A 15,161-nucleotide genomic window follows, 5' to 3' on the forward strand; every position below is an offset into this window, starting at 1 on the left:
GCGCTTTATAACAGGGGGAAGGTGGGATGCGACCGTGGAGCGCATCCCGGACGTCGAAGAGTGGAGAGCCGGGCACCCGGCCCCGCCCGCCCGGGGCGGCCTGGAGCACGGACCCCGAATTCATCAACGCTCTTGAGGGGTTGGCGCATCCCTGGCCCCCGGAAGGCACCCACCGGGGACCCCATGGGGAAGTGCCCCCGGGTCCGCCGGACCGAGCCTCCACCCTTCGGGCAGGCGCGGATACACCGAGTCCCTTGGGGAGTTCCTCCCGCGCGAAGGCGGTTGTCCCTGTCGCCCGGATGCAGGACTGGGGGGCAAGGGGGCGCGTTCCGGAGCCCAGCCGTCGCGAGGCGGGACTCGCCCTGGGCCAGGTGCGCCGCCGAGCGGAGGGGCGAAGTCCATCCCTCCGCCTCACGGTCGCGCCTGGACGAGCCAGGGGCCTGGTGCTCAGGCGGCGGAGAGCAGGTCCGCCTTGGGGTACTCGCGGACGTACTTGAGGAAGCCGAGCAGTGTCTTGTCCGCTTCGACCATCACCCCTTGGCGGAACTGGATGGTCTGTAGGACACCCTCGTCGTCATCGAGGAAGGCTTGCATGAACTTCGCGGCACGCAGCAAGCGCGGCGCGTCCTTGAGGAAGCTCATCATGGTGCCGCTCACGAGCGCGAACTGCTCCGTGCGGGTCGGCGGCCGGCCCTTGTTCTTGCCTTCCTTTCGAGGCACTCCGGCGAGCAGGTAGGCCCGCGTTCCACCCCCTGGGATGCGCGTGCCGGTGAACATGCCGAAGATGGGGCCCGAGGGCGTGCGGGAGATGGCGGAGAACGTGTTGGTGCCTGTCACCCGGTTCCAGTTCTCCACCTTCAACCCATCACGGGTGGTGTAGTGGACGTCGTGCTCGAGGACGTAGTCCGAGCTGTTCATGTTGATGGGCCCCTCGATGATGCCCAGCTCGTGCAGCGTGTGCAGGTGCTGGTAGTCGTGGGAGTTGCACACCATCACCCAGGGTGGGACGGGGAAGCCCGCCTCATGCACCTTGACGCCGTACAGCAGGTCGCCCTCCTCGTAGCCGCGCACGCCCGGCACGTCGAAAAGCGGCTTCTCGCCGTTGAAGGCCCAGACCATTCCCCACTTCTCCGCCGTGGGAAAAGTCTGGATGCGGGCGCGGTCGGGAATCTTGCAGCCCACGGGGATGTGGGTACAGACGCCCTCCTGGTTGTACTGCCAATGGTGGAAAGGGCAGCGCACCTCGTCGCCAATCACGTCGCCGATGCTCAGGTCCGCGCCAATATGACTGCAATAGGCGCTCATCACCTGCGCCTTGCCGTTCTTCCCTCGAAAGGCAATCACCTTTCCATCCAGGAACCCACGGCCGACAATCTTGCCGGGCTTGAGTTCCCTCGAAAGGCAGACGGCATACCAGTTCTGGTGATAGCCGATGCCGGGGCCTTCGAGGATGGGCCGCGAGTCGCGCACTGCGGGTTCGGTGGCGGGGCGCATCAATGCCGTCATGGGTTCCTCTGGGGGTGGCGGTGGGGGTGGGGAAAGACTGACTGCCGTGGGTCCTCGGCGAAGGCGCGCAGCAGGGCCTGGAGTTCTCGGGCCCAGCCGATGACGGTGTCCGCGTCGATTCGGTCGCTGTCGTGGATGAGCTCTCCACGCAGCCCCGTCGGGGTCTCTTCCAGATACAACGTGAGGTCGAGCAGCGCCGTGTCGTGCGCGAGCGCCAAGGGGGTCGCCTCGAGCGCGGACAGCTCGGGTTGGGGCGCGACGCCCTTCAGGACGAGCATCACGTTGGGCGTCGGGCCTCCAATGGCCTCGGGCGGAACGTCGGGATGGGCATAGGCGCCGAGCGCCACGGCTCGTGCATGCGCGAGCAGCTCCAGGAAGCTCGGTGCGCCCTCGGGGCGCAGGCGCAGCGCCAGTGTGTTGATGAACGTCCCGACGAGCGGCTCGAGGTCCGTGTGGCCCCGATGTGCGGCGGGCGTGCCGATGAGCAGGTCTCGCTGGCCACAGGCTCGCGCGAGGAGCACGTACAGCGAGGACAGCAGCACCATGAAGAGCGTGCTGCCCGCCTGCTGTCCCACCACCCGTAGTCGCTCGACGACCTCGTGCTCCACGCTGAAGTCGACGGAGCCACCGTGGTAGCGCCGCTGCTCCATTCCTTTCGAGCGCGTGGGCCACTCCAGCCGAGGCGGCGGGGCCGCAAGCTGCTGCTTCCAGTACCCGAGCTGTCGTGGAAGGACCTCCTCCTGGACCCATCGCCGTTGCCAGCGCGCGTAGTCCGCGTACTGGAGTCGCAGGGGAGCGAATGGACAGGGCTCGCCCGCGAGGAAGGCCGCATAGAGCACCGTCAGCTCATGCACCAGCGCTCCCCGGGATGCGCCGTCCACCACCGTGTGGTGCATCATCAGCACCATCACATGGTGCTGCTCGGAGAGGAGCAGGAGCCAGGCTCGGAACAGCGGGCCTCGGGCCAGGTCGATTCGCCGCCGATGCTCGTCGTGAAGGAGGCGGCGAAGTGCTTCCTGCTGCGCCTCGGCGTCGAGCGCGCACAGGTCCACGGGCTCCATTGCGGTAGACCCCGGTGGCGCGATGACCTGGACGGGGGTGTCTCCCCGGAGCTCGAACGTCGTCCGCAGCACCTCGTGGCGCTCGACGAGCGTCGCCACGGCACGCGTGAGCGCATCCCGGTTGAGCGGCCCCTCCAGCCGCATGGCGAAGGTGGCGATGTGGGCCGGAGCGAGGTCCGGCTCCCTCACCTCGGCGCGCCACAGACGCTCCTGGGTGAGAGACAGCGGCGGTGGCCCGTTTCGAGGCAAGGGCTCCAGTCGAATGGACTCCGGCGCCCCCCGCGCCTGCTGAAGCAGCTCCAGCAAGCGCGGCTTGTGCTCCACGAGCGCCGAGCGGAGCGTCGCGTCCACGACGCCCTCTTTTGCTCGGACGCGCAGTTGCTGCCCCTCCGCCCAGAGCTGGACGTGGCGCTCCGTGAGGCTGGAGAGGAGCTGCTCCAGGTTCATAGGGTCAGCTCACTCATTCCCGGCGTGGAGTCCGCCGTCAGCGCCTGCGTCGACGCGAGCTGATTGACGGTGAGCTGCTGCTGGGTGAGCTCCGCCAGTTCCTGGAGGCTGGCGCCGTCGATGAACTTCGCGATGGGCAGGTCCACGCCCAGCGCATTCATCAGGTGGTTCTTCAGCTCGATGGCCATCAGCGAATCGAGACCCAGCTCGGTGAGGGGCCGCTCGGGCGCCAGCCGCGATGGATTCTTGATGCGCAGCACCTTGGACAGCCGCTTCTGCAGCTCGGTCACCAGCAGCCGGCGAGCCTCCACGGGGGAGACCTCCGAGAGCTTGCGGAGCAATGCGTCGTCCCGCGCCGAGGCTTTCGCACCACCACCGCCCTCCCGTGCGACGAGCGCGGACAGCAAGAGCGGCACCGCGCCCTGCACTTCGAAGCCACCTCGGGCGATGGGCATGACCGCCACTTGAATCGCGGCGCTCGCCGAGAGCAGCGACGACAGGACGGCGAGCCCCTGGGCCGGACGGATGGGATTCATCCACCGGTCGGCGAGTCGCTCCTGGACGCGCTCGTTCGCCGCGGCTCCCACTTCCGACCAGGCGCCCCAGTTGATGGTCAGCGCGGGCAGGCCCTTGGCGCGTCGGTAATGGGCCAGCGCGTCCTGGAACGTGTTGGCCGCGGAGTGGTTCGCCTGACCGCTGTTCCCCAGCAGCGAGGCGATGGACGAGTAGAGGACGAAGAAGTCCAGCGGCTGTCCCAGCGTCAGTCGATGCAGGTTCCACGAGCCGAGCACCTTCGCCGCGAACACCTTCTTGAAGCGCGCGTGCGTCTGCTGCTCGAGGATGCCGTCGTCGAGCGCTCCCGCGGAGTGGATGACCCCTCTCAACGGAGGCATGCCCTCCAGCCCCGACACCAGGGCCCTGGCAAGCGCGTCTTCCTGCGACACATCCGCGCGGGCCACCACGACGCGCACATTCGCGCTCTCCAGCTCCTGGAGCTGCTCCGAGGCCGCCGCTGTCGGGGCCCCGCGTCCAAGCAACAGGAGGTGACGGGCCCCACGCTCCACGAGCAGTCGGGCCGTGAGCAGGCCCAGTCCGTTGAGTCCGCCCGTGATGAGATACGTCCCATCTTCACGGCACTGGAAGGGCACCTCCGACTCCATCCGCGAATGCCGCATGACGCGAGGCACGCGCCGGATGCCGTCCCGGAAGGCGACCTGCTCGTCGGAGCGCTCCGAGAGCAGCTCGGTCACCAGCCCTTCCAGGTCATCGCGCCGAGGGTCCAGGTCGATGACCGTGCCTCCCAGCTTGGGGTACTCCATCGCGATGCCTCGCCCGAGGCCGTGCAGCGGTGACTGCGCGACGCCCGGGGCTCCATCCCCCAGCACGTCGAGCGCGCCCCGGGTGACGAAGCTCAGCGCGGGTGAGAGCCGCGTGGCCAGCAGCGCCTGGAGCAGGTCGAGCGCGCTGCCACAACCATTGCGGTACGCCGCCTCCAAATCGAGCTGCGCCATGTCGTCCGGTCCCGAGGAGTCGAGGCTCGTGAGGTGGACGACGTGCGTGGGGGCTTGCGTGATTGCGAGCTCTTTCAACAGCTGGGTGAAGTCCGCGACGGTGGCCCCCGTGCCGGAGATCACCGCGCACAGCTCGCCTCGGGCTTCCAGTCGCTCGGCCAGCCTGTACCCCGTGCCTCGCGCGTCCGCGACGATGAGCCACTGACGCCGGCTGGCGCGCGCGTCCTCGTCGGGCAGTCGAGCCAGGATGACCGCCGCCTGGAGACTGGCTTCGTGCTCCTCTTTCGCCAGCGCCGCGCTCGTGGAGAAGCCCTCCTGCGCGAACAGCGTCTTCCACCCCGCGCTCGAAATGAGTGGGTGCGTGGGGCGCAGGTCTGTGTCCGTGTAACGCCACCAGCCAGACGTCAGGCCGAACGTGAGGTCGACCCAGCGCCGCTTGGACGTGGCCTCGACGATGAGCAGCATCCCTGAGGGCGCCAGGAGCCGACGCGCGTTTCTCAGCGTCTCCTTCAAGCTCTCCGTGGCGTGCAGGACGTTGGCCGCGACGATGATGTCGAAGCCGCCGGCCTCGAAGCCCTGGGTGGCCGGGTCCTTCTCGATGTCCAGCGTCCGGTACGTCACGAACGGATGCGCGCGGAACTCCTGCGCGGCGCGCTGGAGGAAGAGCGGTGAGATGTCCGTGAAGACGTACTCGGTGCGCTCCGCGGGCAGCTCGGGCAACAGCAGGGCCGTCGTGCCACCGGTGCCGGCGCCAATCTCCAGCACCCTGATGGTGCGCTCCGCGGGCAATCGCGAGACAGCCTGCGCGAGCGCAGTCTTCGCCTGCGCGTTGAGCTCCCGAGGGCCGGGCGAGTCACGGTACAGGCTGGCCGCGACCTCCATGTCTCCCTTGGGGAACAGCAACTCCAGCGGGTCGCAGCGCCCCCGAAGGGCCTCCGCGAGTCCTTCGCCGCAACGCTGCACCAACGCCTGCTCCGAGCGATGCGCCGGGTAACGCTCCGCCAGGGACGCCATGCGCGCCGCGACGTCCATGGGCGCCGGACAGGTGACGACCTCCAGTGTCTCTCCCGTGGCTCGCAGCAGGCCTTCCTCGGTGAGCATCTCGAGCAGTCGCCGCCACAGCCGTTGGTGCAGTGGAACGACTCCCAGCCGCGCGGCACGCTCATCCGCCTTGAAGCTCGTGCCCGGCGTGAGGTCGCAGCCCAGCCGCTCCATGGCCTGGAGCACGTAGGGGACGCACAGCGACTCCAGCTCCTGGAGGAACACGCCGTAGGCCGCCAGGTCTTCGCGGCCGGACAAGGCCTCCAACTGAGGGAGGACCGCGTCACGCAGCGAGTTCGGCGTGGGAATCCAGGATGGGGGCACGCGGCGCCCATGGGGCAGGGCGGGGTGCCATTCGAGTGCGTAGAGCCACTCCTCGAGCAGCTTGTCACCCTGGCCCAGCAACGCCTCCAGTCGGACCTGACGGAAGCGCAGTCGCTCCGCCTCCGCGAGCAGTCGCCCATCCGTGCTGAACACTCGAAGCGATGCAATCGCCTCCACGCCTTCCTGGCGACGCTGGAGGCTTGCCCAGACCTCTCGCTCCATCGGCGCGTGGAGTCGGAGCCCTTCGACACCGGCGGGGAGATAGGGCACGTCCTTGCGCTTGGGGAACGTCACGCCCAGCGCCTGGAAGCACGCGTCCAACATCACTGGATGCACGGTGTACGGCTCCAGCTTGAGTCCCTCCGGCAGGACGATGCGCACGAGGGCCTCGCCCTCTTGGCCGTACATGGCCTGGAGTGCCTGGAACATCGACCCGTACACCAGCCCTCCGCTGGCCAGATGCGCGTAGTAGTCCGAGGGCGCGATGGCCTCCGTCATCCGCGCTCGCAGGGACGCCAGGGATTCGCCCGCCGCCTTCGACGGTGACGCCGCTCCGAGTCGCCCCGTGGCCACCTGTTCCCAGGTGGTGACCCGGTCTTGCTCCCGACGCATGAACACCTTGAGGACCTGCGTCGCTCCCTCCTCCTTCACCAGCGTCGATTGGAGGACGACGGCGCCCTTCTCCGGCAGGGCGACGGGCCGCTCGAAGGTGAGCTGGAGCAGCTCCAGCGGCTTCTCACCCGCCATGTTGGAGAAGCGACCCGCGGCCAGTGCCAGCTCGACATGGGCCGCCGCCGGCAACAGCGCGGTGCCCGCCGCGCGATGGTGGTCGAGGAAGAAGGGCTCCCTGGCGCCGAGCGCTCCCTCGAAGCGCACATCGTTCGAACCCGCCAGCTCGACGCGCCGGCCGAGCAGCGGATGGAGCACTCCCGCCTGGGAGGGCAGAGGCTGCGCGCCAGCAGTCTCTGGACCTGTCTCCACCCAGTAGCGCTCGCGCTCGAAGGGCGTGGTGGGCAGGCGCACCCGCCCACGAGACGTCTTCCCGTGTACCTGCGACCAGTCGACGGGGACGCCGCGCGTGTGGAGCGTGGCCAGGCTCTCCAGCATCCGTCGACGGTTCCCCATGCCCGTGTGCAGCGACGGAAGCCACTCGCGTGACTCGCCGTCCTCCGGAATGCACCGCTGCGCGAGGCCGAGCAGCACGCTCGCGGGGCCCACCTCCACGAAGTTCCGCACACCCAACGCGTGGATGGACTCCACCGCTCGCGCGAAGTTGACGGGCTGGAGCAGGTGCCGGCACCAGAAGTCCGGCTCCGACAGCTCACCCTCCACGAGCTGGCCCGTCATGTCCGAGACGATGCGCAGCCTCGGCGTGTTGAGCCGCACCCGGGAGAGGTGCTCGCGGAAGCGGTCGACCATCGGATGCATCAGGGGCGAGTGGAACGCGTGCGAGACGTTGAGCTTCTTCGCCTGGATTCCCTCCGCCGCCAGGGCCTCCACCACCGCGTTGACGGCTTCACTCGCACCGGAGATGACCGTGCTCGTGGGGCCATTGATGGCCGCGATGGACAGTCGCTCGCGATAGGGCTCGATGGCCGCCGCCACCTTCGCGTAGGGCGCGAGGAACGAGGCCATCTCGCCCCCCGGTGGCAGCTCATGCATCAGTCGTCCACGCAGGGCGACCAGCGGCAGCACGTCTTCAAGACTGATGACGCCCGCCACGCACGCGGCCGCGTACTGCCCCAGGCTGTGCCCCACCACGACGGAGGGCTCCACGCCCCAGGCCTTCCACTGCTCGGCCAGGGACACCTCCAGCGCCACCATGGCGGGCTGGGTGAATACCGCCTGCTCCAGAGGTGAGCCGCTACCCTCCTCGGCGAACAGCACCTCCAGCAGGGGCTTCGGAAGATGCGGTGCCAGGATGCTCGCGCACCGGTCCATTGCCGCGCGGAACACCGGCTCTCGTGTGTACAGCTCCCTCCCCATGCCCAGGTGCTGCGAGCCCTGTCCGCTGAAGAGGAAGGCGACCTGCGCGGCGCGCGACGCGGCCTCCTCGGAGACGATGAGCCCGTCGATGGGATTGCCATTCGAGAATGCCTGGAGCTGTGCTCGCAGTTCGTCACCCGAGGTGGCGACGGCGGCGAGCCGGTAGGGCATCGTGGAACGGCTCGCGGTCGCGCTGTGACACACGTCGGAGACGTCCTGCTCCGCGTTCCTCGTCAGGTGGGTCGTGTAGCTCCCGGCCAGTGTCGACAGCGCCGAGGCGGTCTTCGCCGAGAGGACCAGGACGTGTTCTCGTCCCGGTTCGGAGGGCGTGGCGCGCTTCTCGGTGATGGGCGCGGCCTCCAGCACCACGTGGGCGTTCGTCCCGCTGTAGCCGAACGAACTCACCCCCACGAAGTTCCGAGGGCCGCCGGGAAAGCCGCGCCGCTCCGTGACGACGGATACGGGCAGCTCGTTCCAGCGAATCTCCGGGTTCGGCGTCTGGAAGTGCAGGTTCTTGGGAATCTGCCGGTGCTGGAGGCTCAGCGCGGCCTTCATCAGCCCCGCCATGCCGGCCGCGATTTCCGTGTGCCCGATGTTCGTCTTCACCGAGCCGATGAGCAGCGGCTCCTCGCGGTGCCGCTCGTCCTGGAAGACGCGGCCCAGCGCTTCGACCTCGATGGGGTCGCCCAGCGCCGTCCCCGTGCCGTGGGCCTCCACGAAGTCGATCTGCGAGGGCTCCACGCCACCGTTGCGGAGCGCGGAGCGGATGACTCGCTCCTGGGCGCTGCCGTTGGGCACCAGCAGACCGCTGCTGTGGCCGTCGTGATTGACGGCGGAGCCTCGAAGCACCGCGATGACTTCGTCACCGTCCGCGAGCGCGTCCGACAAGCGCTTGAGCACCACGACGCCGCAGCCCTCGCCCCGCACGAAGCCGTCCGCCCTGGCGTCGAAGGTCTTGCAGTGTCCCTCCGCGGAGAGCATCCGCATCTGGCATTCGACGATGGTGCTCATCGGCGAGAGCATCAGGTTGACGCCCGCGGCCAGCGCCACGTCGGTCTCTCCGTTGCGCAGGCTCTGACAAGCCAGATGCAAGGCCACCAGCGAGGACGAGCACGCCGTGTCCACCACGAGCGTGGGACCTTCCAGCGCGAGCAGGTGGGCGATGCGTCCCGCCGCCACGCTCAGGCCCGTGCCCGAGCCGGTGTGCGAGTCAATCTCGCCGGAGGCGTGCACCAGGTAGGCGTAGTCGCGGTGCATGATGCCCACGAACACACCGGTGGCCGTGCCCCTCAGTCTCGACGGCGAGAGCCCCGCGTGTTCGAGCGCTTCCCAGCTCGTCTCCAGGAGCAGACGCTGCTGCGGGTCCATCAGCACCGCCTCACGCGGAGAGATGCCGAAGAACAGCGGGTCGAACCGGTCCACCTGGTTCACGAAGGCGCCATGCCGCGTGTACATCTTCCCCGGCGTGCCGGGGACGGGCGAGTAGAGCGCGTCCAGGCTCCAGCGGTCCGAGGGCACCTCGGTGACGGCGTCGCGCCCCGCCGCGAGCAGCTCCCAGTACGCCTCCGGACTGTCCACGTTCCCAGGGAAGCGGCAGCCCATACCGACGAGGGCGATGGGTTCCGCGGGGACGAGCCCCATCTTGTTGCGAAGCTGCTTGGCGGCATACGCGAGCTGCGTCGCGCTCATCTGGGCCAGTTCATGCGCGTTCATCGGTCACCTCGGGGCCCTGCTTCGTTGGACCGCCCGGCGGCGAGCGCCGCGGTCACATCGGCTTCGGACATCTGATTGACCTCCATCAAGAACGATTCGAGCTCGGCGTCTCGCGGGGCCGCGGACACCTCCTGCGCCTCGGGGGCGGGCACCAGCTCGCGCGCGAGGTGATTCGATAGGGCCTGGACACTCGGGTGGTCGAAGATGAGGCTCACCGGCAGCGAGCGACCCAGCGTCCGCTGGAGCGCGTTGCGCAGCTCCGTCGCCATCAGCGAGTCCATGCCCGCCTCGAAGAGGCCTTGCTCCGGGTCCAACGGACGGCTCGCATCCAGCCCGAGCACCCGCGTCGCCACCGAGGCGATGTGCTCCCGCAGGAGTCGAGGCTTGTCACCGGGAGGCGCGCTCTCGAAGCGGCGCAGGAAGTCCGCGCCCGTCGCTCCGCCCGTGGGTGTCACTCCCGCGAGCTCCGAGAAGTACGGCGCCGCGGCGAGCCGCCCCATCGACTGCCAGCCGATGGCCACGACTCCCACCTGGGGCCTTCGCTGACCCAGCAGTTGCTCGAAGGCGGCGAGCCCCTGCTCGGGACTGATGGGGGTGACGCCCATGCGGCGGACTCGCTCCATCACCCGTTCCGTCGCGGCCACGCCCACCTCGGACCAGGGGCCCCAGTTGATGGAGAGCGCCGGCAGGCCCGACGCATGACGGTGATGCGCCAGCGCGTCGAGGAAGGCGTTGGCGGCCACATAGCTGGCCTGCCCTGACTGCCCCAGCAGCGAGGCCACCGAGGAGAAGAGGACGAAGAAATCCAGCGGCTGTCCCAACGTGTGACGGTGGAGATGCCACGCGCCGAGCGCCTTGGGGCCCAGCACTCGCTCGAAGCGCTCCAGGTCCTGCTGCAACAGCATGCCGTCGTCGAGGACCGCCGCCGCGTGGACGATGCCGCGCAACGGAGGCATCGTGTTCGCGAGGTGCGCGAGCAGCTCCGTGACTTGTGCCTCCACGGAGATGTCGACCTGCAAGGTGACGACGCGCGCACCTCGTGCTTCCAACTCGCGCAGGCTGTCCCTCGCTTCAGACGAGGGGGCGCGCCTGCCAAGCAACACCAGATTCCTGGCGCCACGCTCCACCAGGCGGCCCGCGAGCTTCAGGCCCAGTCCGCCGAGCCCGCCCGTGACGAGGTACGTCGCGTCGCCACGGAGCTTGAGCGTCGTGGTGCCTTCCGCTGCCTCGGCGCTCCTCGCGAGTCGCGACACGAGTCGCTGGCCGCCTCGGAGGCAGACCTCGTCCTCGGGTGTGCGTTGCTGGAGCTCCGCGACGAGCGCCTCGACCCCGTCCGTTCCTTGCGCCGGGTCCAGGTCCACTCGCAGGCACCGCAGCTCCGGGTGCTCCTGCGCGATGGCCTTGCCCAGGCCGGACAGACACGCCTGCACGGGCGTTGGAAGGGGGGTTCCCTGCGTCGCCTGGGCGCCTCTCGTGACGAGCACCAGCCGGGGACTGACGCCTGTCTCGGCCGCCGCTCGCACGAGGTGGAGCGTGCTTCCCAGGAGGCTTCGATAGTCCCGGGCGAACGTGTCGGGCTCTCCGTCTCGCGCCGCACGCATGTCCAGCGCCGCGAGGTGGAGCATCCCCGTGAAGGGCCCCGCCTCCGTGAGCAGCCTCCTCGCGTTTGCCGCGAGCGTCAGGTCCACATGTCGCGTCCCGGTGTCCTCGGGGCCTGTTGCTTCTCCTGGCAGGGCCACGATGCAGTCCGACCCCAAGGCGCGCAGGCGGCGTGCGATATCCGTGGCCCGTCCAGCCGTGCCACCGACGATGAGCCACCGCTCGCGAGGCGGCGTGCCCGTGGGGGGCGGCAGGGGCTGAGGACGCCACGCCACCTCGTACATCCAACCGCGCGGCACCCGCTTCGAGTTCCCGAGCAGGGCCTCACGCGGTGCCTGCTGGAACTCCAGTCGCTCCAGCTCCGCGAGGACTCGGCCGTCGGGCGCCAGGAGCGTGAAGTGCGCGGTGTGGACGCGCTGCCCCAACTCCGGCCCACCATCGAGTCGCGCGTGGACGAAGACCTCGCGCCCCAGCTTGTCGTGGACCCGCAGCTGTCCGATTCCCACGGGCAGGTAGATGCTGCCTGGAGGCCCCTCGGGAAACACGGCGCCGAGGACCTGGAAGCAAGCGTCGAGCAGCACGGGATGCAACACGTGCTCGCTTGCTTCGAGCGCGTCCGGAAGCGTGAGCTGTCCGAAGGCTTCCTGTCCTCCTCGGCCGAAGCGCGTGACGGCCCGGCACAGCGGCCCGTAGTCGATGCCGTGCTCACCGATGCGCCGGTAGAAGTCCGCGACGGAGACCTCCTCCGCGCAGCGCCTCGCGAGCACCGTGACATCCTGATGCAGCGAGGCCGAGGGCTTCTCCGTCGAAGACAATCGCCCCGAGGCATGGAGGGTGAAAGCTCCGTCGGACAGGCTGTGCACCTCGAAGGTGCCCTTGCGCGCGCCCTCGCCGTCGTCCGGCGTGACGAGGACCTGGACCGTGCGCGGCTCGCCTTCCTCCAGCCGCACGGGCTTGTGGAAGCGGACGTCCTCGAGACTCAGCGCGCCCTGGCCGAAGACCTCCTGGCCCGCGGCCACGCCCATCTCCAGATACGTCGCACCCGGAACGATGACCGAGTCGTAGACGCGGTGGTCGGCGAGAAAGGCGGGAGACTCGGTGCTCAGCTCGCCCTCGAACTGGATGACCCGGGCCGCGGAGTTCAGCCTTCGTCCGAGCAGCGGATGCCGCGCCTGCTCTTCTTCGCTCCTCGCGGACTTGAGCTTCATCCAGTGGCGCTTGCGCTGGAACGGCTGGTTCGGCAGGGGCACCCGTGAGCGCCGGCCGTGGGTCGCAATCCCCGTGAGCCCACTCGACGCTCCTCGCACCCAGAGCTCCGCGAGACTCGCGCGCATCTGCTCCACGTCCGAGTGCCCGTTGCGGAGGCTCGGCAGCCATACCAGGCGCTCGTCGGGCAGACATGTGCGCCCCATTCCGAGCAGCACGGGGGTGGGGCCGAGCTCCACGATGAGGTCCGCCCCCTTCGCGTGCAGGGCACGCAGGCCCGCCGCGAAACGCACGGGCTCCCGGACATGGCGACGCCAGTAGGCCGGCGTCGTCGGCTCGTCGCGCACCAAGGCGCCGGTGAGATTGGAGATGAGCGGCAGCTCGGGTGGGCGCAGTCGGAGCTTCGCCACCATGCGCTCGAAGGAGTCGAGCATCGGCTCCATCAGCGGTGAGTGGAACGCGTGGGAGACGTTCAGGGGTTTGACCTCCACGCCCTCTCGCTGGAGGACTTCCCCGACGACCCGAAGCCGTTCGCTCCTGCCCGCGATGACCACTTCCGTGGGCCCATTCACCGCGGCGATGGAGAGCTCCCGGGGATGCGCGGCGACGAGGGCCGCCACTCGCTCCTCGGGTGCGCGTACCGCCAACATGCCCCCCACGCGTGGCAGCTCCTGCATCAGCCTTCCGCGCGTCGCCGCCAGCAGGAGCGCGTCCTCCAGCGACAGCACCCCCGCGACATGCGCCGCTGAAATCTCCCCGACGCTGTGTCCCATCACCACTGAGGGCTCGACGCCCCAGTGCTTCCACTGCTCCGCGAGCGCCACCTCCAGCGCCACCAGCGCGGGCTGCGTGTACGCCGTGTCATGCAACGTGCTGTCACCCGGCTCTCCCGCGGATGGGTAGAGCACCGACAGGAGAGAGACGCCCAGATGCGAGCGCAGCAGTTCGTCACACCGGTCCATCACCTCGCGGAAGCGGGGCTCATGGGCATACAGCTCGCGCGCCATGCCGACGTACTGCGAGCCCTGACCCGTGAACAGGAATGCGACCCGGGGTTTCCTTCCCGTGGGCACCACTCCCGCGCTCACCCCTGAAGGCCGCTGACCCGAGGTGAACGCCTGGAGTCGCTCGTCGAGCTGCGCTCCGCTGGAGGCCAGCACCGTCAGCCGGTGCGGAAATGATGCGCGCCCCGTCGCGGCCGTGAAGCAGACATCCGCCAGCGGAACGTCCTTGCCCGGCCCCTGCCTCCAGGTGAGGTAGCGCCGCGTGAGCTCCTGCAGCGCCTCCTCGCTTCGTGCGGACAGCGCCAGCAGCTCGGGACCGGGTCCCGGTGTCTCCGGCACTCTCTGCTGCGTGACAGCGAGTGGGGCCTCCTCGATGAGGACGTGCGCGTTGACTCCAGAGAGTCCGAAGCTGCTGACGCCCGCGATGCGAGGCCGCGTGCCGCGCTTCCACGGCGTGCGCTCCGTCGTCACCGCGATGCGCGCCGGGTCCCACGCAACCTGCGGGTTCGGCGTGCGGAAGTGCAGGTGCGCGGGGAGCTCCTCGTTCTGGAGCGAGAGCACCAGCTTCATGATGCCCGCGACACCGGCCGCTGCTTCCAGGTGACCGATGTTCGTCTTCACCGAGCCGATGAGGAGCGGCGCGCCCGGCGCTCGCTCAGGACCGAAGACCGCGTCGATGGCGCGGACCTCTATCGGGTCTCCCAGCGGCGTCCCCGTGCCATGGGCTTCCAGGTAGTCCACGTCGCGCGGCGACAGCCGCCCCGAGGCCAGGGCCTTGCGAAGCAGCTTCTCCTGGGCCGGGCCGCTCGGAACCGTGATTCCGCCGCTCTGTCCGTCGTGATTGACGGCCGAGCCCCGCACCAGCGCCAGCACCGGGTCTCCCGCGCGCACGGCGTCGGAGAGGCGCTTGAGCACCAACATCCCGCAGCCCTCGCCACGGCCGAACCCATCCGCCGACGCATCGAACGTCTTCGAGCGACCATCTGGCGCCGTCGCGCGCATCTTCGACAGGACGATGCTGGTGTCCGGGAACACCATCAGGCTGACACCCCCGGAGAGCGCCAGGTCGCACTCGCGAGCGCGCAGGGCCTGGCAGGCCAGGTGAGTCGTCGCCAGCGTGGAGGAGCAGGCCGTGGCGATGACCATGCTCGGGCCTTGCAGGCCGAGCACGTACGAGAGCCGACCCGCGGCGAAGCTCATGTCATTGCCCGTGCCCATGTACGGCAGGTCGGGCGGGTCGATGCGCTGGAAGGGGACTCGGCCGTAGTCGCCGGTGATGACGCCCACGTAGACGCCGGTGGCGCTGCCGCCCAGCCGGTCCGGAGCGATGCCCGCGTTCTCCAGCGCTTCCCAGCTCGTCTCCAGCAACAGGCGCTGCTGCGGGTCCAACATGGCCGCCTCGCGCGGCGACATGTTGAAGAACGGCGCGTCGAACAGGTCGATGCGCTGGTCCACGAAGCAGCCGTACCGCGTGTACATCTTCCAGAACCGGTCGGGGTCCGGGTCATAGAGCGCGTCCGCGTCCCAGCGCTCCAGCGGCACCTTGCGCGTCGCGCACTGCCCTTCCTGCAGCAGACGCCAGTAGCTGGCGGGGTCATTGGCTCCGCCCGGATAGCGGCAGGACATGCCGACGATGGCGATGGGTTCTTCCTGGACCGCCTGGAGCGCGTCCAGCCGCGAGCGCATCTCCTTCAGGGCGATGGCGGCCTGTTGAAGCGGCGTGGGGACTTCGCGGGGAGGGGAGGAAACCGTCATGGGTCTGC

General features: G+C 69.3%; 4 protein-coding genes. All 4 read right to left on the reverse strand.

Features of this window, described 5'->3' with window-relative positions; genetic code table 11:
• Nucleotides 1–447: 447 nt before the first annotated feature.
• From HUA74_RS05370 to HUA74_RS05385, 4 genes are read right to left on the reverse strand one after another with little or no spacing between them, the layout of a single operon-like run.
• The gene (locus HUA74_RS05370) at nt 448–1,506 is read right to left on the reverse strand and encodes a Rieske (2Fe-2S) protein (RefSeq protein ID WP_174453624.1); all 1,059 of its coding nucleotides are present in this window, start codon (nt 1,504–1,506) and stop codon (nt 448–450) included.
• A complete protein-coding gene (locus HUA74_RS05375) occupies nt 1,503–3,014 on the reverse strand; it encodes a condensation domain-containing protein (protein ID WP_174453625.1) in 1,512 nt (503 codons plus the stop codon). Before HUA74_RS05375 ends, HUA74_RS05370 begins: the two co-directional genes overlap by 4 nt.
• The gene (locus HUA74_RS05380) at nt 3,011–9,589 is read right to left on the reverse strand and encodes a type I polyketide synthase (protein WP_174453626.1); all 6,579 of its coding nucleotides are present in this window, start codon (nt 9,587–9,589) and stop codon (nt 3,011–3,013) included. Before HUA74_RS05380 ends, HUA74_RS05375 begins: the two co-directional genes overlap by 4 nt.
• The gene (locus HUA74_RS05385) at nt 9,586–15,153 is read right to left on the reverse strand and encodes a type I polyketide synthase (RefSeq protein ID WP_174453627.1); all 5,568 of its coding nucleotides are present in this window, start codon (nt 15,151–15,153) and stop codon (nt 9,586–9,588) included. The genes HUA74_RS05380 and HUA74_RS05385 overlap by 4 nt, the downstream gene beginning before the upstream one ends.
• Nucleotides 15,154–15,161: the final 8 nt, after the last annotated feature.

The sequence above is a fragment of the Myxococcus sp. CA051A genome (assembly GCF_013336705.1).
GTDB lineage: Bacteria > Myxococcota > Myxococcia > Myxococcales > Myxococcaceae > Myxococcus > Myxococcus llanfairpwllgwyngyllgogerychwyrndrobwllllantysiliogogogochensis.